This window comes from Helicobacter sp. 23-1045 (assembly GCF_053654655.1).
In genome coordinates this window covers 18,348-41,448 of the sequence record NZ_JBSIUR010000011.1, presented here as the reverse complement: position 1 = coordinate 41,448, position 23,101 = coordinate 18,348, and the positions used below count along the sequence as shown (strand labels likewise).

21 protein-coding genes are annotated in these 23,101 nt (G+C 41.8%); 8 read left to right on the top strand and 13 right to left on the bottom strand.

Translation table 11 applies throughout. From position 1 onward, the window contains the following. Positions 1 to 272: 272 nt before the first annotated feature. The 6 genes from aroC to tpx are packed head-to-tail and all read right to left on the bottom strand — an operon-like array spanning position 273 to position 5,049. Positions 273 to 1,346 carry a chorismate synthase gene (gene aroC / locus ACWIUE_RS10000; protein ID WP_454136608.1) on the bottom strand — a complete coding sequence of 358 codons (1,074 nt, stop codon included), beginning with the start codon at positions 1,344 to 1,346 and terminating at the stop codon, positions 273 to 275. After that, positions 1,343 to 2,527: a ribonuclease III gene (gene rnc / locus ACWIUE_RS09995; protein ID WP_454136607.1), complete on the bottom strand. Its 1,185-nt coding sequence runs from the start codon at positions 2,525 to 2,527 to the stop codon at positions 1,343 to 1,345. Before rnc ends, aroC begins: the two co-directional genes overlap by 4 nt. Next, positions 2,524 to 2,967 carry a ribonuclease HI gene (rnhA, locus tag ACWIUE_RS09990; protein WP_454136606.1) on the bottom strand — a complete coding sequence of 148 codons (444 nt, stop codon included), beginning with the start codon at positions 2,965 to 2,967 and terminating at the stop codon, positions 2,524 to 2,526. The genes rnc and rnhA overlap by 4 nt, the downstream gene beginning before the upstream one ends. Then, on the bottom strand, positions 2,964 to 3,986 hold the full coding sequence (locus tag ACWIUE_RS09985) for a tetratricopeptide repeat protein (RefSeq protein WP_454136605.1): 1,023 nt from the start codon (positions 3,984 to 3,986) through the stop codon (positions 2,964 to 2,966). The genes rnhA and ACWIUE_RS09985 overlap by 4 nt, the downstream gene beginning before the upstream one ends. A gap of 46 nt (positions 3,987 to 4,032) precedes the next feature. Continuing rightward, entirely contained in the window at positions 4,033 to 4,542 is a 510-nt protein-coding gene (locus ACWIUE_RS09980; RefSeq protein ID WP_454136604.1) for a hypothetical protein, read from the bottom strand. A gap of 3 nt (positions 4,543 to 4,545) precedes the next feature. Next, the gene (gene tpx, locus ACWIUE_RS09975) at positions 4,546 to 5,049 is read right to left on the bottom strand and encodes a thiol peroxidase (protein ID WP_454136603.1); all 504 of its coding nucleotides are present in this window, start codon (positions 5,047 to 5,049) and stop codon (positions 4,546 to 4,548) included. Positions 5,050 to 5,148: 99 nt separating this feature from the next. Here tpx and ACWIUE_RS09970 point away from each other — a divergent pair, with 99 nt between their 5' ends. Next, the gene (locus tag ACWIUE_RS09970; RefSeq protein ID WP_454136602.1) at positions 5,149 to 6,549 is read left to right on the top strand and encodes a PhoH family protein; all 1,401 of its coding nucleotides are present in this window, start codon (positions 5,149 to 5,151) and stop codon (positions 6,547 to 6,549) included. Here the strand turns inward: ACWIUE_RS09970 and ACWIUE_RS09965 are convergent. Further along, positions 6,496 to 6,723: a hypothetical protein gene (locus ACWIUE_RS09965; protein ID WP_454136601.1), complete on the bottom strand. Its 228-nt coding sequence runs from the start codon at positions 6,721 to 6,723 to the stop codon at positions 6,496 to 6,498. The genes ACWIUE_RS09970 and ACWIUE_RS09965 overlap by 54 nt on opposite strands. A 78-nt stretch (positions 6,724 to 6,801) precedes the next feature. Here ACWIUE_RS09965 and ACWIUE_RS09960 point away from each other — a divergent pair, with 78 nt between their 5' ends. From ACWIUE_RS09960 to ACWIUE_RS09930, 7 genes are all read left to right on the top strand, one after another. Beyond that, a complete protein-coding gene (locus ACWIUE_RS09960; protein ID WP_454136600.1) occupies positions 6,802 to 8,187 on the top strand; it encodes a glycosyltransferase family 8 protein in 1,386 nt (461 codons plus the stop codon). Between the two features lie 150 nt (positions 8,188 to 8,337). Continuing rightward, complete coding sequence (locus tag ACWIUE_RS09955; protein ID WP_454136599.1) at positions 8,338 to 11,169, top strand: type I restriction endonuclease subunit R; 2,832 nt, start codon at positions 8,338 to 8,340, stop codon at positions 11,167 to 11,169. A gap of 188 nt (positions 11,170 to 11,357) precedes the next feature. Then, on the top strand, positions 11,358 to 12,689 hold the full coding sequence (locus ACWIUE_RS09950) for a restriction endonuclease subunit S (RefSeq protein ID WP_454136598.1): 1,332 nt from the start codon (positions 11,358 to 11,360) through the stop codon (positions 12,687 to 12,689). Continuing rightward, on the top strand, positions 12,686 to 12,811 hold the full coding sequence (locus ACWIUE_RS09945; RefSeq protein WP_454136597.1) for a hypothetical protein: 126 nt from the start codon (positions 12,686 to 12,688) through the stop codon (positions 12,809 to 12,811). Before ACWIUE_RS09950 ends, ACWIUE_RS09945 begins: the two co-directional genes overlap by 4 nt. A gap of 95 nt (positions 12,812 to 12,906) precedes the next feature. Continuing rightward, on the top strand, positions 12,907 to 13,977 hold the full coding sequence (locus tag ACWIUE_RS09940; protein ID WP_454136596.1) for a Fic family protein: 1,071 nt from the start codon (positions 12,907 to 12,909) through the stop codon (positions 13,975 to 13,977). Positions 13,978 to 14,071: 94 nt separating this feature from the next. Then, complete coding sequence (locus ACWIUE_RS09935) at positions 14,072 to 15,604, top strand: N-6 DNA methylase (protein ID WP_454136595.1); 1,533 nt, start codon at positions 14,072 to 14,074, stop codon at positions 15,602 to 15,604. 31 nt (positions 15,605 to 15,635) lie between these two features. Continuing rightward, entirely contained in the window at positions 15,636 to 15,785 is a 150-nt protein-coding gene (locus ACWIUE_RS09930; RefSeq protein ID WP_454136594.1) for a hypothetical protein, read from the top strand. Here ACWIUE_RS09930 and pbpC read toward each other — a convergent pair. The 6 genes from pbpC to ACWIUE_RS09900 all read right to left on the bottom strand — a co-directional run bounded on the left by pbpC (position 15,717) and on the right by ACWIUE_RS09900 (position 23,090). Continuing rightward, positions 15,717 to 18,680 (bottom strand): penicillin-binding protein 1C, encoded by a 2,964-nt coding sequence (gene pbpC, locus ACWIUE_RS09925; RefSeq protein ID WP_454136593.1) that lies wholly within the window; start codon positions 18,678 to 18,680, stop codon positions 15,717 to 15,719. The genes ACWIUE_RS09930 and pbpC overlap by 69 nt on opposite strands. Before the next feature lie 163 nt (positions 18,681 to 18,843). Then, positions 18,844 to 19,803, bottom strand: coding sequence for a glycosyltransferase family 61 protein (locus ACWIUE_RS09920; RefSeq protein WP_454136592.1), 960 nt, complete (start codon positions 19,801 to 19,803; stop codon positions 18,844 to 18,846). Between the two features lie 313 nt (positions 19,804 to 20,116). Further along, positions 20,117 to 20,350, bottom strand: coding sequence for a hypothetical protein (locus ACWIUE_RS09915; RefSeq protein ID WP_454136590.1), 234 nt, complete (start codon positions 20,348 to 20,350; stop codon positions 20,117 to 20,119). Positions 20,351 to 20,494: 144 nt separating this feature from the next. After that, positions 20,495 to 21,439, bottom strand: coding sequence for a thiamine pyrophosphate-dependent enzyme (locus ACWIUE_RS09910; RefSeq protein ID WP_454136589.1), 945 nt, complete (start codon positions 21,437 to 21,439; stop codon positions 20,495 to 20,497). Positions 21,440 to 21,456: 17 nt separating this feature from the next. Continuing rightward, complete coding sequence (locus ACWIUE_RS09905; protein ID WP_454136588.1) at positions 21,457 to 22,680, bottom strand: 2-oxoacid:ferredoxin oxidoreductase subunit alpha; 1,224 nt, start codon at positions 22,678 to 22,680, stop codon at positions 21,457 to 21,459. Beyond that, the gene (locus ACWIUE_RS09900) at positions 22,680 to 23,090 is read right to left on the bottom strand and encodes a 4Fe-4S dicluster domain-containing protein (RefSeq protein ID WP_454136587.1); all 411 of its coding nucleotides are present in this window, start codon (positions 23,088 to 23,090) and stop codon (positions 22,680 to 22,682) included. The genes ACWIUE_RS09905 and ACWIUE_RS09900 overlap by 1 nt, the downstream gene beginning before the upstream one ends. Between the last annotated feature and the right edge of the window lie 11 nt (positions 23,091 to 23,101).

Genomic DNA, 23,101 nt, shown 5'->3' with positions numbered 1-23,101 from the left:
CAATCACTCGCATAATCCCCGCTTTTAATATGCAGACGCATTTCGCGGAGGACTATCAATGGAGCGGTTTGTGCGAATTTGTGAATATGGCAAATGCAAAAGTTGTCATCCAAAACGCCTACCACAAAATCGAGCGCGTGAGAGTGTGCTACATTATCACACTGAAATAGGGGAGATTCTGCGTTTTCACATATTTCGCAGAATCTAAAAATCGCAGAATCTCGCACGAAAATCGCAGAATCTTAAAGCAGATTCTGCGAAAAATCGCACTTTTATCGATAAATTTTTTTCAAATGCTCCATTTTGCTACTTGCATTTAGCAGTAGCATATCCGCCAAAATTAGCGCGAGTTGAGACTCTGCCACCACACTCCCGCGAATCGCAATGCAAGGGTCGTGCCGTCCTTTGAGATTTAGCGTAACTTCGCGCCCATTTTTATCAATCGTCCTTTGTGGTTGAAAAATGCTAGGCGTGGGCTTAAAATGCACTTTGATTACAATCTCATCGCCATTGCTAATGCCACCCAAAATCCCGCCACTATGATTGCTGACAAATCCGCGCTCATCGATAAAATCATTGTTTTGGCTACCTAAGCGCGCACTAGATTCGATACCACTGCCGATTTCTACCGCCTTTACGCCATTTAGCCCCATCATCATCGCACCTATCGCCGAATCCAACTTATAATAAAGCGGTTCGCCAAGCCCTTTTGGCACATTTTGCGCTGAAATTAGCGCAACGCCACCAATGCTGTCGTGATTTTCGCGCGCAGATTCAATCGCCTTTTTTTGCGCGTTTTCTACGCTTGAATCCAAACTAAAAATCTCGCTTTTTAGGGCATTTTCAAAGGATATTTTTTGCGCTAAAATCCCGCCGATTCCAAAAATCCCGCTTTGCACTTTTATATTAAATTCGCGCAATAGCATTTTAGCAAACGCCCCAGCAGCTACGCGCACCACGCTCTCCCTTGCACTGCTACGCCCACCACCGCGATAATCGCGCACTTCATATTTGTGATAGTATGTAAAATCCGCGTGGCTAGGGCGAAAAATGTCCTTTATATTTTCATAATCCTTGCTTTTTGTATTTTGATTTGCCACAATTAGCGCAAGTGGCGCACCTGTGGTGAAACCATCAAATTCGCCACTTAAAATCTCTGCGCAATCCGCTTCTTTTCGTTGTGTGGAGTAGAGATTTTGCCCACCCTTGCGCCGATTTAGCTCACTTTGTAGCAAATCCAAATCGACTTTTAGTCCCGCAGGTAATCCGTCAATTATGCACCCAATGGCGTGTCCGTGTGATTCGCCAAATGTGGTTACGCGAAGGCGCACTCCAAAGGTATTCACGAGCCACCCTTTCTTTGCTTTATGCGATTGTAGGCGATTTTGGCGCATTCTTGCTCTGCCTCTTTTTTGCTTTTGCCTGTGGCTTTGGCAAATTCTTGTGCGTTTATTAGCACCCGCATTGTGAATTTTTTGTTGTGGTCTGGTCCTTTTGAAGCAATCAAATCATATTCGGGCAAATCCCCGCAAATCGCCTGTGTCAGCTCTTGCAAAGCGGTTTTGTAATCCACAAAGAGACTCTCCAACTCCACGCCCTTATATTCGCCCTCCAAAAGTGCTAACGCCACGCCACGCGCACTCTCCAAGCCTCCATCAAGGTAAATCGCGCCGATTAACGCTTCAAAGGCGTCTGATAAAATCGATGGCTTCTTGCGCCCCTTGTTGCGCGACTCCGAGTGCGAGATAAAGAGATATGCGCCTAAATTTATGCGGTTTGCGAGATTTGCGAAGCTATTTTCATTCACTATCGCCGCACGAATGCGCGTCAAATCGCCCTCGTTGCACCGCACCAAGCTTTTGAATGCGTATTCGCCGATGATTAAGTCCATCACCGCATCGCCCAAAAACTCCAACCGCTCGTTATTTGTGCGCTTATCAAAGCTCTTGTGAGTGAGTGCTAGGCGCAGTAAATTTTCATCTTTGAAGTTATATTTGATTGCCTTTTGTAGGGCGAAAATGTCGCCTTGCGTGTAGGGATTTTTTAACTTTTGGGGCGTAGAATCTAATGTGTGCTTTGGCGCAGAATCTGTGATTTTTGATTTAGATTCTGCGTTTTGTGTGCGATTCGTAGAATCTTTCTTTTGTCCCCCCTCCCTTGCAAGTGGGGACTTGTTTGAATCTTCCCCCTCCCTTGCGGAGGGGGTTAGGGGGTGGGTTTTTTTTGCATTAGATTCAGCGAATTTTTGATTTTTTTTATTAGATTCTGCATTCGCAGAAACTACCCACCCCCTTAATCCCCCTCCGCAAGGGAGGGGGAGAGATTGAGATTTATCCTCTCGCATTTGGGATATGGGATTTTTAGATTCTGCGATTTTTTTGCGATTCGCAGAATCTTTTTTGTTTTTTTTGAGATTCTTCGCTACGCTATCGCTTCGCTCAATATGACAAGTTGAAGTGCGATTCGCAGAATCTTTCGCCGTATCCACCCTTTTTTTGCCTATTTTGTTTGTTTTGCCCATTCTCATAGCGTGTCCTTAATGTGAATCCCTTTGAATTTTTCTGCTTCGATTTTGGCGATTTTGTCGCATTCTTCATTTTGCGGATGTCCGCTGTGCCCCTTTACCCAAGTGGTTTTGACAGCGTGAATGCGCGAGTGTGAGATGTATTCGCGCCACAAATCGGGGTTTTTGACTTCTTTGAAATCCTTTGCAATCCACTTTTTTAGCCACAAGTTTATGCCATCGCACACATATTTTGAGTCGCTGACAATCTCCACTTCGCAGGGCTCTTTGAGTGCTTTTAGCCCTTCGATTACCGCTCTTAACTCCATTTGATTATTCGTAGTGTTTGCTTTGCCGCCGCTGATGGTTTTTTGCGCGCCATTGTAGTCTAAAATCGCGCACCACCCGCCAGCACCGGGATTTTCTAAACACGCCCCATCGCAAAAAATTATTACTTTTTTCATCGCTCAATTATCTCCAAAATTACCGACATTTCGCCTATTTCAGCGCAGTTTTGGCATCTATGTGATTCAAAGGGGAAGACAGCTTGGCAAGAAGTGCATTTGTATTTGAAACTCAAATCCGCCCTTTTGTGCGAGTGTTTGCGTAAGATTCGCAGTGCTTCTAGCTCGAAAATCTCGCACTCTACGCCATCATCGATAATCCCTTTGGCGCGATAAATATCGGCGATTTGCTTATTTGCATTTATCGCCCCGCTTTTGCTTGGCACTCGCCACAGCAAATCGATGAAATTATGCAAATTTTGCTCTGCATTTATAATCTCCCAAAACCGCCCTTCATTATGCGCCAAAAAATACTGCAATGCGAGCTTTTTCGCGCCATCATTCATCACCCGCAGAATCTCGCCTTCGCGCACGGCAGAGCTCATCAAGCTATCATTTATCAAAACTAGCATTTTTATGCAAGTCCTTGTCTTTTGCAGGGACTTTTCGCCCTTAATCTCTTCAATACAGCTCACCACTTCAAGCGCATTTGCGTATTCGCCAAGCGTCTCATAAGTTTGCATTAGAAGCGAAAGGGCGTTTGCGTTGCGTGGATTGTGTTTTAGGATTTCGATAAAAATATCTTTGGCGCGTTGCATAAATCCTGCCCTGTAATACGCCACTCCAAGCAACTCAAACACTTCGATTTTATCTTTCAAATCGCTAATCTTATCCAAAATCGCCAAATAGATTTTTATCGCGTCATCAAAATTGCCACTTTTGATGTAGATTTGCGCGATTAAAATTAGCGTTTGGTGTGGGACTTTGGATAGATTCAGGGCATTATTTAGATTGCTATCAATCTCATAAAAGTTGAAATTTTCGGCGAAATTTTTGAGTGCGTCCGCCTTTTCTTTTTGCTTGAATCGATTGCGTGTGTAGTCTGCAACCGCCACTAGCACGATGATAGAGACGATTATGATAATGCTAAAAAGCGGGTCTTTGTAGAAATCTACGAAAAATGAAATGAATTTATCCAAAGGCTACCTTTAAAATTTACTCCCGCCACTTGCGGGATAGCACAATTCAATCTCTCCCCTCCCCTTGCGGGAGGGGCTGGGGGGGGGTGGGGTAATTTGCTAAATTTTGCGATACTATTATTTTAAACATTTTACCTAATTTTAAGCATTTTACCCACCCCCTTAATCCCCCTCCGCAAGGGAGGGGGAAATACAATGTAAATCCCACACTCACGCGCTTGGGAAGGGGGAGAATTTGAGATTCTTCGCTACACTTCGTTCCGCTCAGAATGACAAATACTTTGGATTGCTTCGGCGAATCTACGATTCGCCTCGCAATGACGAAAGTCGCACTAGATTCTGCGATTTTCGTGTTTTTTTCAAATAGATTCTGCGATTCGCAGAATCTCAATCCGCAGGATTTGCGAACGAAGTGAAGCAACAATCGAAGTATTTTGCGGTATGGCTTTCGTAGTTTTTGGTGAATCGACACAAGGATAGCGGACTTAGCGTCCGTGCCTTGTGGCGATTCACCAAATCTGCGAAATCGCATACCCAAAGACAAATTGCCACCCAAAATCTATCGATTTTTTATTGCGTCTAGCGCGTCTTGATAATTCGGCTCATTTGTAATCTCTTCGCAAATCTCTTTATAAATGATTTTACCACTCTCATCCACCACAAACACAGCCCTTGCCAAAAGCCCGCTCAAAGGCGAATCATCAATCAAAACGCCATATTTTTCGCCAAACTCTTTGTTGCGAAAATCGCTTAGCGCCTTTACATTTTTAATGCCTTCAATCGAGCAAAACCGCCCCTGCGCGAAAGGCAAATCCATAGAAATCACAAAAACTTCGACATTTGGCAAGTTACCCGCTTCGGTGTTGAATCGCTTTGTTTGCACTTGGCACACAGGCGTATCAAGGCTTGGGACGACATTTAGGACTTGAATCTTATCCTTTTTGCCACCCACAAGCACATAGCCCAAATCATTGCCTTTTAGCTTCACACTTGGGGCAAAATCGCCGACTTTTACTTCATCGCCCACGAGTTTTACGGGGCTTCCTTTTAGTTTTACACTCATTTGAATTCTCCTTTAATCAAAAATATTTTACAATTCCATTTTTGGAACGCGAAATTATATTTAAATTTCGCATTTTTACGCTTAAAAGGGGGCAAATTTTTGGCAAGAATCACAAAAAAGAAACGCTACATTTTGGATACTTCAATCATTTTGGATGACATTGCGAATCTATCATTTATATCGCAAGGCGGGGAAAATGAAGTCTATATCTCCGAAATCGTGCTTTACGAATTGGATAAAAAAAAGGATTTGCAAAATGAGCTAGGATATTTTAGTAGAGAGTTTTTTCGTGCGCTTAATTCAAGTGCGACAGAAATCGCCAAAGGGCGCACCAAAAACGGCGATAATATTTATAAGATTTGCTTCAAAGACGCGGAGTTTGATATTTTTATTATTTATCGAAGTGCGTATAAAACGCAAAATTTGGAGTATTCGCTAAATGACAGCCGAATCTTGGAGGTTGCAAAGGATTATGATTTTATTTTGCTGACAAATGACATTGCATTAAAGATTCGTGCCATTTCGCAGGGTGTGCGCGCTGAATCAATGTTTCGCAATATGGTTGAAAATCCTAGCGATATAAATTTTGCCTTTGCGTTTAATTTGCATAAGGATTCATCGCCCCAATCTTTGTCGCAAAATGCGGATTTTAAAAAGCTAAAAGATTGGAGCATAATTGAGCTTTTGGAGCAGGACAATACGGATTCATCGCTTTATCTAACGGGCAAAAAGAAGTTTGGCTTTAAAATCGATGGCAAATTTGAAGAGCAAAATTTAGACGCTATAATCGAAGAAAACGCGCCCTACATTCGCCCCATAAATTTGGAGCAAAAGCTACTTTACGCAATGCTAATCCACCTAAAAAACAAAGTAAGCATCATCACAGGTAGCACAGGCAGCGGCAAAACGCTAATCTCACTTCAAGCAGGGCTAACGCTTGTAAAAAATGGCGCAGTTGAGGGCATAATCTATATGCGAAACACAATCACATCAAATGACAAAGAGGCAGAGTTAGGCTTTCGCAAGGGCGATGAGAGCCAAAAACTTAGCTACTTTATGTATCCGCTTTATAGCGCGATAAATTTCACCATCGACAAACTCCAAGAAAGCTCACTAGCCAAAAAAATCGAATATAGTGGCGATGTGAATACTATCGAAAAAAAGGACGCAACGGAGTATTTCATCAAAAAGCACAATATCGAAGTGATGGACATCGCACACGCTAGGGGTGTGAGTATTGCGCGAAAATTTGTCATCTTTGATGAGGCGCAAAATGCCTCCGATGCGACAATCAAACTCATAGGCACACGAATCGCACAGGATTGCAAAATCGCATTTTTGGGCGATTGGAAGCAAATTGACCATCCATATCTAAGCAAATTTCGCAATGGCGCAGTTACGCTACTCCAAAAGGCGCAAAATAGCGACTTTTTAAGCGGAATTCAGCTAAAAAATACGATTCGTAGCGAAATCGCCGAATGGTTTGAGGAAAATATGTAGATTCTGCGTTTTTCGTGCGAAGTGCAGAATCTCACAAAATTCGCAGAATCTAGCGCGTTTATTTTCTGTCATTGCGAGATTCACAACGCGCATCGAAGCAATCCAAAAATCAAAATAGAATCGCCACCCGCCGTCATTGCGAGGGCTTTTTTTGAAAAGCCCGAAGCAATCCAAACATTATCGCAAATCCCCAAAATTTTCACATTTTTCTGCTAAAATTCGCATTCACATAAATACACCCAAAGGACGCCAATGTTTCACATTTGCCTTTGTGCCAACGAGCCTTACGCCAAATACACCGCTGTGCTTATTTCTAGCATTGTGAAAAGCACGGATTGCACAAAATCTTTTAGCGATTTCTTTGCGCCACGAGAGAGAGAGAGAGAGAGAGAGAGTAATTCGCGCGAAATAGGCACTTTTACGCCCCAAATCGCATTAGAAAGCGCATTAGATTCTTATCCAAAGCAAAATTTTGAGCGTTTGAGCGAATCCCAAAAGCGCGAAGGCTACATTTTTCACATTTTTAGCGATTATTTTAGCGTAGATTCGCGCACCAAATTCACCGCCCTTGCACAAAAATTAAGCCAAATCTATCCTTGCGAGATTCACATTCATATCTGCGAATCTGCGCTTTTTAGCGGACTGCCCACGCTAAATGGCAATTATTTGACATATTTTCGCTTTTTTATCCTGCGCTTTATGCCAAAGGATTGTGAGATTTGCTTGTATTTGGATATTGATATGCTTGTGGTAGGTGATTTGCGCGAACTTTGGACGCTTAAAATGGGCGAATCGATTGTTGGCGTAGTAAAAGATTATATTTTAAATAATGCTATAAAAAAACGCCCCGCATTGCTACCTAAAACTACGGATTTGCCTAACATAAGATTTACAGGGTCACATTTTAATGCTGGATTTATGCTGATAAATTTGGAGGCTTGGGAGCGTGAAAATATTACGAAAAAATGCTTTGAAGTGATGAAAAATTATCATTTGGATATGCACGACCAAGATACACTAAATGCGGTGATTGTCGAACAAAATCGCCTAAAATTACCTTTTGCGTTTAATTGTCTGCCACGCGCTTTTTTGCAAAGTATTTGCAATGATGAATCGCAACATTTTAAGTTTGACTACACGCGTGAATCTATGAATTTATCACTAAAAAATCCTATGATTTTGCACTTTGCGGGGGAATACAAGGCGTGGAGCAATGCGTGGATTATGAATCAAAATGGGCGAATTTTAAGCGATTTGTGGTGGGAAGTGGCGTTAAATACGCCAAATTTTGATGAGATTTTGCGCGTGGATTTGGCGAATCTAAATGCGAGTATGGTTTATGAATCGCGCGTGGCGGTGTATTTGCTAGGATTCACGCAAAATTTTTGGGGATTTTTTGCCCTGCCTTTTGTGGCACAAAAAATCTTTGGCAAAAATGCGAACGAAGTTTTGACAACGCGTGAATTGCAAGATTCGCGCTCTTTAAATCCGTGTGATTATAATTTTGCCTTTGAGATTTTTGCACTCACACAAAAGTCGTGGCATAGGCGCAAAAAGGGCGATTTGCTAATTTTGCCATTTAAAGCGATGAAGCTAAAATACCGCCACAAACGCTATGGAATTGTAAGAATTGTGTAGATTCTACAAATCCACGCGAATTTAGCTTTTAGATTCACGCGTTTTGGATACTTCGCTTCGCTCAGTATGACGAAATAAATACGCAAATCCATATAGATTCAGCGCACAAATCCGCTATAATATCCATAAATTTTTTACTAAGTTGGGATTATGAAAAACGAAGCAAAGACGCGCATAAATATCGATGAGTTGCTACAATCCTGCGGATTTGTCCTGCAAGATAAGGCAGAATTTAACCGCTTTGCAAAAGCGCAAGGGCAGGACATTTCAGCCGTTGCCGTGCGTGAATTTACAATGAGTGATGGTAGCTACGCGGATTATCTACTTTTCATCGAGGGCAAAGCCTGTGGTGTCATCGAGGCAAAAAGAGAGGGCAAACCCACAAGTGGCGCACACGCCCAGAGCAAGCACTACGCCACGCATTTACCGACAAATCTAAAAGCGTGGGCAAATCCCCTGCCGTTTTTGTATGAGAGCAACGGAGGCGAGATATTTTTCACTGATTTACGCGAATCGCACACACAAGCAAAAAGAGCAAGGCGCGTTTTTGCCTTTCACACGCCAAAATCCCTGCTTGACAAACTCCAATCTAAAAGCACTCTGCGACAAAATCTAGCCACACTCCCACAAATCCCGCTAGATTCTACGCATTTGCGCCCCTGTCAAGCAGAGGCTATCACCGCGCTTGAAAACTCCCTAGCCCTAAACAAACCCCGCGCACTTATCCAAATGGCAACGGGTGCGGGCAAGACATTCACCGCGTGTAATTTCATAAGCCGACTTTTTATCCACGCAAACGCAGGGCGCATTCTCTTTCTTGTGGATAGAAACAATCTCGGCGAACAAGCAAAAAAAGAATTTGACAATTTCCGCATTCAAAATCGCAAATTTAGTGAAATCTACATTACAAACCACTTGCAAACAAACCACATTGACAAGGATTCAAAGCTAGTCATCACCACGATTCAGCGGCTTTATTCACTATTAAAAGGCGAGGCAGAATTTGATAGCAGCAACGAAGAGCATTCAGCGTTTGATTCGCACACCGCACAGCACACACCACCAAAAGAGCTAAAATACAACCCCGCTTTCCCCATAGATTTTTTTGACTTTATCATCGTAGATGAGTGCCATAGAAGCATTTATGGCGAGTGGCGACAAGTGCTAGAATACTTTGATGCCTTTATCATCGGGCTTTCTGCCACGCCTAGTAAACACACGCTAGGATTTTTCGCGCAAAATATGGTAAGTCAATATCCGCTTGAAAAAAGCATAATCGATGGCGTAAATGTGGGCTTTGAGATTTTCCGCATAGCCACAAAAATCAGCGAGAAAGGCGGGGTTATTCAAGCAAGTGATGGACATTTTGCCGTGCCAAAGCGCGACAAACGCACAAGAAAACTCATCTATGAAAGCATAGATGAGGATTTGGAGTATAAAAAAGCGGATTTAGACAAAAGCGTAGTCTCATTCAATCAAATCCACACCATTTTAGAATGCTACAAAAACTCCGTATTCACGCAACTTTTCCCCGAGAGAGCCAATACTTCTGCAAATAATGAAGCGTGGATTCCAAAGACGCTGATTTTTGCCAAAGATGACGCACACGCCGAAGAGATAGTCCGTATAGCGCGAGAAGTCTTTAACGCTGATAATGACTTTTGCCAAAAAATCACTTACAACATAGGCAAACAAAGCCCAAAAGAGCTGATTGCCGAGTTTCGCACAAGTCCAAAATTTCGCATAGCCGTAACGGTCGATATGATAGCCACAGGCACGGACATAAAGCCTCTAGAAGTGCTTATCTTTATGCGTGATGTCAAATCCAAGCTCTACTATGAGCAAATGCTAGGGCGTGGTGTGCGCACGGTTCATAAAGATAGTTTAAAAGAAGTTACGCCAAATGCAAATGGCAAAAATCATTTCTTTGTCATTGACGCGGTGGGCGTTACAGAGAGTCTCAAAACCATTTCTTCGCCATTAGAGCGCAAAAAGGGCGTGAGCTTTAAAAAATTGCTAGAATCTGTCGCAATGGGCGCAAATGATGAGGACACCATATCTAGCCTAGCCAATCGCCTAGCAAAACTTGCGCTAAATGCCACGCCACAAGACAATGAACTAGCAAGAAATTTAAGTGCGATAAATGATAAAAAAGGCAAAGATTTGCGCGAATTAGCGCGGGATTTGAGCGAGTGCATTGATAGCGATTTTTGTGCAGACAAAAGCGAGGCGCAGATAGAATCGATAAAAGACACCGCGCTTATGCCTTTTAACAACCCGCTTTTGCGCCAACATTTGCTTGAAATGGCAAGTAAAAACTTTATCTACATTGATGATATAAGCGTAGATGAAGTCATCACAGGCGAATTTTCAACAGACAACGCGCTTAAACAAATCCAAAATTTCAAAGATTTCATTGAAGCACACAAAGACGAGCTAGAAGCATTGCAAATCATCTACACACAAAGCTATGCCAAAAGGCATTTGACGCGAAATCTCATAAACGAACTACACGAAAAGCTAAGATTCGCAGGGCTAGGGATTGCAAGTCTGTGGAATGCCTACGCACTCACGCAAAAAGGACGCGTAAAGCCACTAAAAAATCAAGATTCAAGCCAAAATTCAAATGTAGCAAAGCTTACAAATCTCATTCAGCTTGTGCGATTCGAGCTAGGATTTGATAGTGAGTTGCGAAATTTTTGCTGTGTGGCAAATTCACGCTTTGAGCTATGGAAAGGTAGGCAAATCAAAAAGGGCATAGATTTTAGCGCGGAGCAACTAGAATTTCTAATCCACATAAAAGACTATATTATCGCAAATGCTTATTTGGCAAATGATGATTTGCAAGGGCTAAATGACGCTTGTGGCGATACAAACGGAGTCTTTGTCGCAAAAGCCCTTTTTGGCGATAGATTCGCCCCATTGCTAGATGAGCTAAATTTCGCACTTTTAAGCGGACTAAGCGACTTAAAAGCAGGGTGATACTTAAAAACACAAAAAGTAAAATGGGATTTTAGAAAGGTAAAAATGTTAGAATTATATTTTGATTTTATAAGCGTGGCAATTCACACAAATCGCCCCACGCTGTCATTGCGAGAATTGCTTACAATCCCTGTATCTACGCGCAAAGCATAGATTCGTGGCAATCCATAAATAAAAAAAGGAAACTAATGCAAACTGAAAATTTTTCAAATCTCCCAAAATCTTGGCAAATCAAACCCCTAAATTCTTTCGGCATTTTTATTCGTGGTGTTTCTTATAAAAAAGAACAATTACTCAAAGAAAAAACTTCAAATTCAGTGTTTTTGCTTCGTGCAAACAATATCCAAGAAAAATTAGATTTAGCGGATTTGCAAATCGTCCCAAAAGAACTTGCAAAGGGTAAAATTATCCAAGATAATGACATTGTATTTGCTATGAGTAGTGGCAGTAAGCATATTGTAGGCAAAAATATCATTTTAAAAAATTTGCAAGATTATTCTTTTGGTGCATTTTGCGGACTTTTTAGAATTACGAATCAAGCATTAAACCAGCATTATTTAGCTTACTTTTTGCAAAGCGATTTTTACAAAAAATACATTGTCAAATTTGCCAAAGGCACAAATATCAATAATTTAAGATTTGGCGATTTAGAAAATTTGCCTATCCCCCTGCCGCCACTTGATATTCAAAAGCGCATTGTGGCAAGGCTTGATGAAGCATTTGCGCGAATCGATAATGGCACAAAGCACCTAAAATCCGCTCAAAATAATATAACCAAATACAAGCAAAGCCTACTAAAATCCGCATTCAACGGCACACTGACAAAAGAGCCGTCATTGCGAGGGAGCAAAGCGACCGAAGCAACCCACTCTCATCGTCATTGCGAGTCCTTGCGACAGCAAGGCGAAGCAATCCACAAAAAAGATATAGATTGCCACGATTGGCTTACGCAAAATCTCGCAATGACAGATAAAGAATCATCAAATCTCCCGCAAGGCTGGACTATCAAAACACTTGGCGAAATTTGCGAATTTACCTATGGCAAAGGTTTAGAATACACAAAAAGAAAAGCTAGTGGTAAATATCCTGTTTATGCTGCAAATGGCATTAAAGATTATAGCGATGAATATATGATTCAAGAGCCATCAATTATTGTTGGCAGAAAAGGAAGTGTTGGAAGTTTGGTTTTAACAAATTCGCCTTGTTGGGTGCTTGATGTCTCATATTATATTACTTTTGACAAAGAAAAATATAATTTAATGTTTTTATACTATTTGCTTAAAACTTTAAATTTAAATCAATATGCTAGGGGTGTCAAACCCGGACTTAGTCGCAGTCAAGCCTATGAATTAAAAGTTAAAATTCCACCCTTACAAACCCAAAAGCAAATCGTAGAGATTTTAGAAAAGCATTTTAAAATCGCGGACAAAACAAGCGAATTTATAGAATCCGCCCTAAAAAACGCAAAGCAACTCAAATCAAGCCTACTCAAATCCGCCTTTGCAGGTGAGCTAGTGTGAATCCTTATTGTCATTGCGATGTGCGCGAACAAAGTGAGTGCAACGAAGCAATCCACAAGAAAACAATAGATTGCCACGATTTTGCTGCGCAAAATCTCACCAAAATGGATAGGACAAATTAGTTAATATGTTAAAAAAATTTGATTCTTTTAACATATCTAGCTATAATGTTAAAAATTTTAAGATTTTTTAACATATCAAAAAGAAAGTGGCTGTAATGAAAGAATTTATCCCTGATGAACTTCCGCTAAATATCCACATAAGCGCAAGTGGATATAAGCTACTTGTATCGGCTTCAAGGGCTTTAAGTGAGCTAAATGGCGTAGCAAAAACTATCCCAAATAGATATATACTCATAAATGCCCTAGCATTGCAAGAAGCAAAAGATTCTAGTGAGATAGAAAATATCATTACCACACACGATGAGCTGTTTTTAGCGAGTGTAGATGATAGCAAAATGACACAGGCGACAAAGGAAGTGCGGGATTATGCAAAGGCTTTGGAGATAGGATTTTGGCTTATTGCTAGAAATAATCTGTTTGTAAATTCGCATATTTTAGCGATTCAAAAAAAGCTAGAACGCAATAATGCAGGATTTAGACGACAAAGTGGCACAATGCTAAAAAATCCAGCTACAGGTGAAATAAAGCATATACCGCCACAAAAATACAATGACATAGTGCGCTTAATGGGAAATTTAGAAAAATATATTAACGATGATAGTTTGCAAGATTTTGACCCTTTAATCAAAATGGCAATCATACATTATCAATTTGAAAGCATACACCCATTTTATGATGGCAATGGCAGAAGCGGGAGAATCATAAATGTGCTTTATCTCGTGTATAAAGGACTTTTGGACTTACCTATACTTTATCTTAGTGGCTATATCGTGCGACATAAGGCAAGGTATTATGAGCTACTCCAAAAAGTGCGCAATGAGAGTGCGTGGGAAGAGTGGATAAGCTATATGCTTATAGGCATAGAGCAAACAGCAAAAGCGACAAATGAAACGATAAAAACTATCCAAAATCTTATGCAAAACACAAAAAACATACTACGACAAAATACGAGCTTTTATACAAAAGATTTTTTAGAAGCGTTGTTTATCCACCCATACACAAGGATAGAATCTGTAATGAAAACGCTTAACACCACAAGGCAAACTACTTCAAAATATCTCAAAATATGCGAAGAGTTGAAAATCTTGCGTTGCATAAAGATTGGCAAAAATCATTACTATGTCAATGTTGGACTTTGTGATATTTTTAGGAAAGGAATATGTTAGATTTTGGATTAGATTTTAACATATTGAAAAAATGTGTTAAAAATCTGGCAAATTTTTAACACAATAGAATTTAATCTCAACAAACGGAGGCAAAATGAACGCACAAAATCTAATCGCAAAGGTTTGGGACTACGCAAATATATTGCGCGATAGCGGTGTAAGCTACACAGACTATGTCGCACAGCTTAGCTACCTGCTTTTCTTAAAAATGGAGAGCGAAATCGCAAGCGTGAATCCTAGCGCAACTTCGCTAATCCCGCTTGAATTTCGCTGGGAGATTTTAAAAAAGCTTGATGGTTTGGAGTTAGAAGGCGCGTATAGCAGGGCATTAAGCGAACTATCCAAACAAGGCGGGATAGTCGGCACGATTTATCAAAAAGCGCAAAACAAAATCACCGAACCCGCCAAACTAAAAAGGCTCATAAGCCTAGTCGATGGGGAGACTTGGCTAGGGCTTAGTGTCGATGTCAAAGGCGCGATTTATGAGGGACTTTTGGCAAAAAACGCTACGGAGACAAAGGCTGGGGCGGGGCAGTATTTCACCCCGCGTGTGCTGTGTGAGAGTATCGTGCGACTTATGCGCCCTACACCGCAAATGTCCGTGTGCGACCCTGCGTGTGGGACGGGTGGATTTTTACTCGCGGCTTATGCGTATATGAAAGCGCAGAGTAAAGATAGCGAGATTTTGCGCGCATTGCGTGAGGATAAGCTCTATGGCAAGGATATAACGCCACTTGTGGTAAGCCTATGCGCTATGAATCTCTTTTTGCACGGGCTTGGCGTGGGGTTTGATAGCGTTAGGCAAACGGGCGCGGATTCTAGCTTATGCGCGAAAAAGGCGCAACGCCCATTAGTCGTGGAGGGCGATTCGCTTTTGGAGCTGGGCAATGTGCGATTTGATATAATTCTCACAAATCCGCCCTTTGGCAAAAAATCTAGCACCAAAATAATGGGCGAAGATGGGAGCGTGAAACGCGAGAGTGAAACATATACGAGGGAGGATTTTATCGCCACTACGAGCAACAAACAGCTAAATTTTTTGCAACACATTATGAGTCTGCTAAAAATCGGTGGCAAAGCCGCTGTGGTGCTACCTGATAATGTGCTTTTCGAGGGCGGGGCTGGGGAGCGAGTGCGTAAGCGACTTTTGAGTGAGTTTGATTTGCATACGATTTTGCGTCTGCCAACAGGGATATTTTACGCACAGGGCGTGAAAGCAAATGTGCTGTTTTTTGACAAATACGAACCTTTGAGCAAGGGGCTACGGACGCAAAAAGTGTGGGTGTATGACTTGCGAAGTAATGTCAATTTAAGTTTGGTTAGCAATCCTTTGAGCGCGGAGCATTTAAGCGACTTTGAGCGGTGCTTTTACGCGGGGGAGTTGCCTAGCGATTTTGGTGAATTGGATTTTGCAGATATTTTGTCTAGGCGCGTGGAGAGTGAGCGATTTAGGGCATTTAGCGCGGAGGAAATTTTGGCAAGGGATAAGGCAAATTTGGATATTTTTTGGCTAAAAGATGAGAGTTTGGGGGATTTGGAAGATTTGCCTGCTCCGCGTGAAATCGCTAATATGATAAAAAGCGACTTGCAAAGCGCGATAAGAGAGTTTGAAAGCATAGTGGTTTAGAATCTCTAAAATAGATTGCTTTGCGCGAATTATGATTCGCCTCGCAATGACGCGTGGTGGTAGATTCTGCGATTTTCGTGCGATTCGCAGAATCTCACAAAATTCGCAGAATCTAGCGCAGATTCTGCTCCACGCTGAAAATCACGCTATCGCTCTCGCCCTTGTCATTTATAATCGTTAGCGTGTGATTGCCCGAATCTATGTTTAACGCACGGACTTTTTGCGCACCAGAGCCGATAAACTCCCTATCCACATACCAAAAAACATTGCTATTATTTAGGTTTGCGATTCGCGCTAAAAGCGCGTTTTCGCCATCAAAGTCTTTTGTGGGCGTGATTTTTATGCCATTTTTTGGATATAAAATCTTTAAATTTCGTTTAAAGCGCGGATTTTTCGCTACGAAGTCTAACTCCAAATTCTGCTCTTTGTAAAAATCCAGCAAATTTATCGGCAGATTTAGCCGTGTAATCTCGTGTGCACCGATAAAATCCCCGCTTTGCGAATCCACTTCATTGCCATTTTTATCCACAAAGACATTTTTCAAAAATGGCGATTTTCGCAATGGACGGGCATTTTTAGGATATGGCACTTCACGCGATTTTATGCCCTTATAGCGCGAATCCCACGCGTAGCCCGTGATTTCATCGATTTTGATATTTTTTAGCGCGTCATTTGGCTCTGCAAACGCACCGCCCAAATCCCCCAAATCGCCCAAAATACTAAAAAGCAAATCACCCGCGATATTTACGCCAAAAAGGTTTGGATTCGCGCTCCCATCGAAATTCCCAGCCCACACGACAATGGTGTATTTTGGCGAAGTCCCAGCCGCCCAAGCGTCCTTGCGCCCGTAGCTTGTGCCAGATTTCCACGAAAAAATCTTTTGATTTTTGTAGTAATTTTCGATGCCAAGTCTGTCTAGCTTTGACATTGCTTGAAGTGTGAGAAAACTTGCACCTTGTGAGATAAATTGCTGATTTGTTGTAGAATCCGCCCCCATTTCGTCATTGTGAGATTCGGCGATAGTCGAATCGAAATAATCCACGCTAGATTCGTCATTCTGAGCGAGTGAAACGAGCGAAGAATCTCGCATAAAATTCGCAGAATCTGCCTTTATTTTGTCATTCTGAGATTGCGAAGCAATCGAAGAATCTCTATTTTTTTGAGATTTTTCGCTTCGCTCAAAATGACAAAGTTCATTAGATTCTGCGTTTTGTGTTTGATTCGCAGAATCTACGCTATTTTTTGGATTAGATTCGTTTGTTTCTTTTCGCAAAAGGGCTGCACCCCGCTCCCGCTCCCCCCGACTATTAAATTGTGTCCCCAAAAGCTGCCGCTTTTCGCTTTTAGGGGGAGAGCCTCGCTTTTCCGCTTCTAGCAAAAAATCGGCACTCGCACTACTGCTCGTTTGCTCCCGATTTTTTGCACCACGAAGCGGGCGAGTTTTGGGTGCTTCGCACGGATTATTTGGACTAGATTCTGCGTTCGCAGAATCTAGTAATGACAAATCATTTGAATTTATATATTTCAAATCCGCGAATCTGCCGTAATTTCCTAATCCTGCATAAATTTTCGCAATATCCTCCACGCTAAATTCCTTCGTCCCTAAAATCAGCGACAGCCCATACTGCTCGAAATTATTGCCACTAAAACCCAAAATATTTTGCAAATTATAGAAAAATCGCTCATATCCATAATCCTGCAAAAGCGCGACAAACGGCACATTTAGCGAACGAATGAGCGCGTTTTGCGCTGGGATAAAGCCGTAGAATTTTTTATTTGCATTTTGTGGCTTGAAATTTGCCCACAGCGTGGGCGCATCAACAAGTTTGGATTGCGGGACAATTAGCCCATTATCGATTGAAAGTGCGTAAAGCAGGGGTTTTAGCACAGAGCCGACACTGCGCTTTGCGATAATGCCATCAATTTGCCCAAAGCCATCAATATCAAAAAAATCCTGCGAACCGCCATAAGCCAAAACTTCCCTACTTTGCGTCCCTACGATAATCGCAGCGACATTTTGAATGCCTAAATTTTTTAGCTTTTGGTGGTAGTTTTTTAGCGCACTTTCAAGCCGAATCTGAAGCGTTTTATCAATCGTAGTGCGGATATTTGGCGAAGCATTGTTTTGCGAAATCATTTTTTGCGAATCTTGCAAATGATTCACACTAGATTCGCGCCCACCACGCAAATCATTTGCAAGGCGAAGCGATAAATGTGGCGCGATATTTTTCTCTCTCCAAATCTTTGGCAACCCCTCGCTTAATGCAAGTTTGAGATTGTCATCATCGATAAATCCTTGTGCGTTTAGCTTTTTTAGCAGATTGTCGCGCTTTTGCAATAATCGCGCAGTATTTTTTTGCAGGTGCATAAAGCCCGGCGCATTTGGCAAAACCGCCAAAAGTGCCGCCTGTCCCCACGACAAATTTTGTGGCGACTTGCCAAAATAATACAGCGCGGCGGTTTTCACGCCCACGATATTCCCGCCATACGGGGCATTATTAGCATACATTGACAAAATCTCATCTTTGCTATAAAGCCACTCTAATTTTAGGGCGAAAATTAGCTCTCTAAATTTATTGAAATAAGTGCGCGAATCGCCACGCATTAGCTTAATAGTCTGCATTGTGATAGTGCTTGCACCACTGCGATTTTTGTGCGTTAGATTATGCCAAAAACTCCGCACAAGCGCACTCAAATCAAAGCCAAAATGACTATAAAATCGCTTGTCCTCGAACGCCAAAATCGCGCGTGTCAGCTTCTCTCCCAAAGGCTCGGTGGTTTTTATGTGCCATTGTTGCGATTCGCTTAAAAACACGCTTAAAATCTCGCCATTTCTATCAAAAGTCGCCTTTGAATACCGCGCATTAAAGGGGTCACCTTGCGGATTAAAGCTAAAAAATAAAATCACACTATACGCAAAAATAAGCATAGTAGCGCAAAAAATGGCAAATCTAAATGGGTGCGTTTTAAAATTAAACGCTTGGGGGTGAAAAAATCTTGCGAGTTTTGTTAGGATTTTTAAATTTTGTAAAGTTTTCAAAAATTTTAAGTTTTTCAAGTGTTTCAAAGTTTTCAAATGTTTCAAGTGCGCCCTTTTTGCGTGAAATGATTTTGCGAAATGATTTTACGAAATAAAATGCGAATTTTAGCGAGATTCTGCGAAAAATATATTTAGATTCTACACCAAAGATTCTGCGTTTTATGCTAGATTCTGCGAATTTGCACGAAAATCGCAGAATCTACCCCAAATACGCCTCTAATTTATTTAACGCCATTTTTAGCGAGGTGGTGCAAATTATCGCATTGTCTTTTTGTGGATGCTCCCCTAACCTACTTTCAGTTACCATATAAAAATACTTCAATCCCCGCCCAATGCTTAAAATTCTAGGTCCGCCATCGTGGTAAAAACTAGGATAAATCTCAAATACACACGCACCCTTTTGCATAAAAAGCACATTTGCAAGCCCCGCAGAGTGCATTGAGGCGACTATTTTTGCGTTATTAAACATAGTAATTTGCTTATCAAAACTTAGCAAATCTGGTAAAATAATCTCATATCCAAAATCTGCAAAAATCTTTTCCACCTCTATGCTGTTTTCGATATTGCGATTAGAATTTTTGGGGCGTTTAAGGAAAATCTTGCGTTTTGGCGTGATTTTTGGGACTAAAAAATTATAGGCATCATAAATATATGGCGTTAGCGGGAAGCTTTTCGCCCAGCTAGTTTTATCACGATAATCCACCGCTTCCCACATAGGATACAGCGTAGGGACCACCAGCTCTTTGATATACAAAAGGCGATTTGGCTTTGGGGATAAAATCTTATCTTGTGGAATGTTTAATTTTTCCACAAAAAACCTTTGGAAACTCGTATCCTGTGGCAATATAAAATAATCAATATGCAGTTTTGAATCTAGGATTTGAAATAAATTCCCATTATGCTCGGCATTAAAATGAAAGATATTTTCACCCCAATAAATCACCGCCACACGCCCATTTATGTATTTAGCGCGTAATAAATGGCGATAGAAATTTAGCCATTTTAGCAAACACGATATGAAAAAATATAATTTTTTTAGTAAATTTTTGTGATTTGGCGCATTGAACTCGTGATTAAAATACAGCGTGTGCGAAGTTAGAATCTTGCGCTTTTTAGTCCAAATCAAATCTTTGTCGCTAAAAATATAACTCTTTGGCATTATTCGCACTTTTAGCGCAGGCGTGATACAAGTAAATGGACGGAAAAAGCGATGTGGTCGCCCAAAAATATCAAGGAAGAAAAAATTTGAATAATGATTGATTTTAGTGGGAGATTTAGGGAGATTCTGCGATTTTGGTGGGAGTGTTTTTGTATTTTTACTCAGCGGAGATTCGACTATGTGTTGCGCGTGATTTGAGTGATTTAGCGCAGAATCTGTGCTATTATGCGTAGAAACTAAATGCGACTTCGCAGAATCTAATTTGTTTTTTGCAGAATCTAACTTATCTTGCTTATTTGACGCAGAATCTAACTTATCTTGCGCAGTATCTAATCCCCCCCCCCATCGTATATATTTCTTTGGAAATTTGCTCTTTTAATATGCAATCTAGCTCCACCACATCGCCAAACTCAAAAATGCCATTTCCGCAAAATAAAATATTTTTTGTGGGATAAATCTCAATTTCTTTGCTTATTTCGCCACTTTGGATGGCGCATTCAAAGGTTGTGGTTTTGCTTTTTAAATATTTTAAAGCAAAATTTATCATTTAAATTTCCTAATTTTGAATTTTAAATCGCAGAATCTGTGCTAGATTCTGCGATTTTTGGCGAGATTCTGCGATTCACACGAAAAACGCAAGAATCGCATACAAAAGACACAAATTGTATCCACGCAAAAGGACAAATACGCCCTACACTCGCGCTTCTTCGCGTCTTTGCAAATATTCCCATTTTGCATTGACATCTTTTTGAATCTCATCGATAATATATTCATTTTCTTTTTTAAATAAATGTTTGAATCGCCCCTGTGCCGCGAGATAATCTCTCACAGGCAAAATATTTTTTGGGCGATAAGTGATATTTAGCTCACAGCCATTTATGATTTCAAATAGCGGAAACACAAGCGAATCCACCGCCAAATCGCTCACCTCAACGGTCTTATCAGAGTTGAATCGCCACTCAGTCGTGCAAGCACTCATCGCATTTATAAAAGTCGGTCCGTCCGTGTCGATTGCGCGTTTGATTTTTTTATTCATATCTTTCCATTTGTTTGGCGCAACTTGCGCGACATAGGGTGCGCCGTGCGCTGCCATAATCGACAACAAATCTTTTTTCTTTTCCTTTTTGCCATAGCTCACATCGCCAGCTGGCGAAGTCGAAGTGCTAGAACCAAGCGGTGTAGAGCCACTGCGCTGTCCGCCTGTGTTTGCATAGACTTCGTTATCAAGGCAAATGTAGGTTATGTCGTGTCCGCGCTCAAAGCACCCGCTAATCCACTGAAATCCTATGTCATAAGTGCTTCCATCACCGCCAAATGCGACAAATTTGGGCTTTTGCCCTGTGTATTTGCCCTTTTTGGCAAGTGCCTTATACATCGCTTCTGCCCCAGCTACCGCCGTGCTACCATTTTCAAAGCCGATATGAATCCAAGGCACATTCCAGCTCGTATAAGGATATACCGCCGTTGAAACCTCCAAGCACCCTGTCGAAGTGCCAAGCAAAAGCGGGGCTTCGGTAGCATTTAGCACTTCGCGCACAATCATTCCGTGCGCACAGCCCGGACAAAGCAAATGCGAACCCTCAAATCGCTCCGCCACATTTGAAAATTGCTTTAAATTTTTGATTTCTCTTGTCATTTTGAACCTCCCAAATTTTAGTTAAATCCCATTTTTTTGCCACGAAGCCCGATAAATTGCTGCGATGGGTGCGTGAGTTTGCCCGAATCGGCGTTTGCTTTTAGCTCATTATAGACTTCTACTAAATGCTTTTGCGTCAAATCCCTGCCACCAAGCCCGTAGATATAGTTTGAAATTATGGGGCGATTCGCGCTATATGCGCCATAGAGCGCCGCAGTGGTTTCATTAAAGAGCATTCCCATTGCCCCAGCGGGGAGACTTCTATCTAGCACTGCAATCGCCTTTGCATTTTTTAGCACATTGCCTAGCTCGGTGTATGGGAAGGGGCGCAGAGTGCGAATCGAAGCCACGCCTGTTTTTAGCCCATTTTTTCGCATAACGCCACTTGCTACACGCGCAGATTCGACACTTGTCCCAAGTGCTACGATGATTAGCTCGGCGTCATCGCAGTCATAGCTTTCTACTAAATTATATTTGCGCCCTGTGAGCTTTGCAAAATCCGCAAACACTTCGCTAATCACGCTTGATGAGTTCATAATCGCATTATGCAACTGCGCCTTATGCTCAAAATGCCAATCTTCCTCCGTTTGTGAGCCGTAAGTAACGGGTTTGCTAAAATCCAACATTGCGTTATGTGGCTTGTAGTCGCCGATGAATCTATACGCCTCTTCATCGCTTAATGGAGCGACATTTTGCGCAGTGTGAGAGCAGATAAATCCATCTTGATTCACAATCACAGGCACACGCACACGCATATCTTCGGCGATTTTAAAGCCCATTAGGTTAAAGTCATAGGCTTCTTGCGGATTGTAAGTGCAGAGATTTATCCAGCCTGTATCACGGCTTAGATACATATCGCTATGGTCGCCATTGACATTTAGCGGAGATGCCAAAGCGCGATTTACCAAATTTAGCAAAATCGGCAGTCGCATACCAGATGCCTGATAAAGCACCTCCACCATTAGCGCGAAGCCCTGTGAGCTTGTTGCAGTCGCCACACGCCCACCTGCTGCCGCTGCGCCCACGCACCCGCTCATCGCTGCGTGCTCGGATTCGACCATTACAAATTCGCCATCAATGTAGCCATTGCTCACAAAGCTACCATAATTTTGCACGATAGGCGTGGATGGCGTGATAGGATATGCCGCCACGACATCGATTTGGGCTTGACGCATCGCCTGAGATGCCGCCATATTGCCATCCCACACTTCGGTTTTTTGCAGATTCATAGTCTTTGCCATTATTCGCCCCCTTTTGCTTCTTTGTTTTTCGCTTGTTTTTCAGGCCATTTTTTTAGCACTTCATCATTGTCCTCAATGTCATTATACATTAGCAAGGATTTTGGATTGCTTGGGCAAACGCTTGAACACACGCCACAGCCTTTGCAGTGCGTATAATCCACGCCTTGCAGTTTGTCATTTCGCGCGATTATTGAGCTATCTGGGCAATATAGCCAGCAATTAAAGCAGTTTATGCAATGCTCTGCGTTAAATACGGGCTTCTCCACGCGCCAATGCGCTACACTTGCGGTGTATGAGTTGTTTTGCGTGTAGTTTCTGTCCTCTTGCTGTTTGTTGATATTATCGCCACCATCGGCAAACGGAAATAGCACCGAGCCGATTTCAAATTCATTCCAACCTTTATGCTCCATTTTCTCCCCCT

Bases quoted from the DNA above. Each gene is read 5' to 3' on its own strand.
- rnc (WP_454136607.1), bottom strand. From the start codon at position 2,527: ATGAGAATGGGCAAAACAAACAAAATAGGCAAAAAAAGGGTGGATACG.
- rnhA (WP_454136606.1), bottom strand. From the start codon at position 2,967: ATGAAAAAAGTAATAATTTTTTGCGATGGGGCGTGTTTAGAAAATCCC.
- tpx (WP_454136603.1), bottom strand. From the start codon at position 5,049: ATGAGTGTAAAACTAAAAGGAAGCCCCGTAAAACTCGTGGGCGATGAA.
- ACWIUE_RS09960 (WP_454136600.1), top strand. From the start codon at position 6,802: ATGTTTCACATTTGCCTTTGTGCCAACGAGCCTTACGCCAAATACACC.
- ACWIUE_RS09955 (WP_454136599.1), top strand. From the start codon at position 8,338: ATGAAAAACGAAGCAAAGACGCGCATAAATATCGATGAGTTGCTACAA.
- ACWIUE_RS09950 (WP_454136598.1), top strand. From the start codon at position 11,358: ATGCAAACTGAAAATTTTTCAAATCTCCCAAAATCTTGGCAAATCAAA.
- ACWIUE_RS09940 (WP_454136596.1), top strand. From the start codon at position 12,907: ATGAAAGAATTTATCCCTGATGAACTTCCGCTAAATATCCACATAAGC.
- ACWIUE_RS09935 (WP_454136595.1), top strand. From the start codon at position 14,072: ATGAACGCACAAAATCTAATCGCAAAGGTTTGGGACTACGCAAATATA.
- ACWIUE_RS09930 (WP_454136594.1), top strand. From the start codon at position 15,636: ATGATTCGCCTCGCAATGACGCGTGGTGGTAGATTCTGCGATTTTCGT.
- ACWIUE_RS09920 (WP_454136592.1), bottom strand. From the start codon at position 19,803: ATGCCAAAGAGTTATATTTTTAGCGACAAAGATTTGATTTGGACTAAA.
- ACWIUE_RS09915 (WP_454136590.1), bottom strand. From the start codon at position 20,350: ATGATAAATTTTGCTTTAAAATATTTAAAAAGCAAAACCACAACCTTT.
- ACWIUE_RS09910 (WP_454136589.1), bottom strand. From the start codon at position 21,439: ATGACAAGAGAAATCAAAAATTTAAAGCAATTTTCAAATGTGGCGGAG.
- ACWIUE_RS09905 (WP_454136588.1), bottom strand. From the start codon at position 22,680: ATGGCAAAGACTATGAATCTGCAAAAAACCGAAGTGTGGGATGGCAAT.
- ACWIUE_RS09900 (WP_454136587.1), bottom strand. From the start codon at position 23,090: ATGGAGCATAAAGGTTGGAATGAATTTGAAATCGGCTCGGTGCTATTT.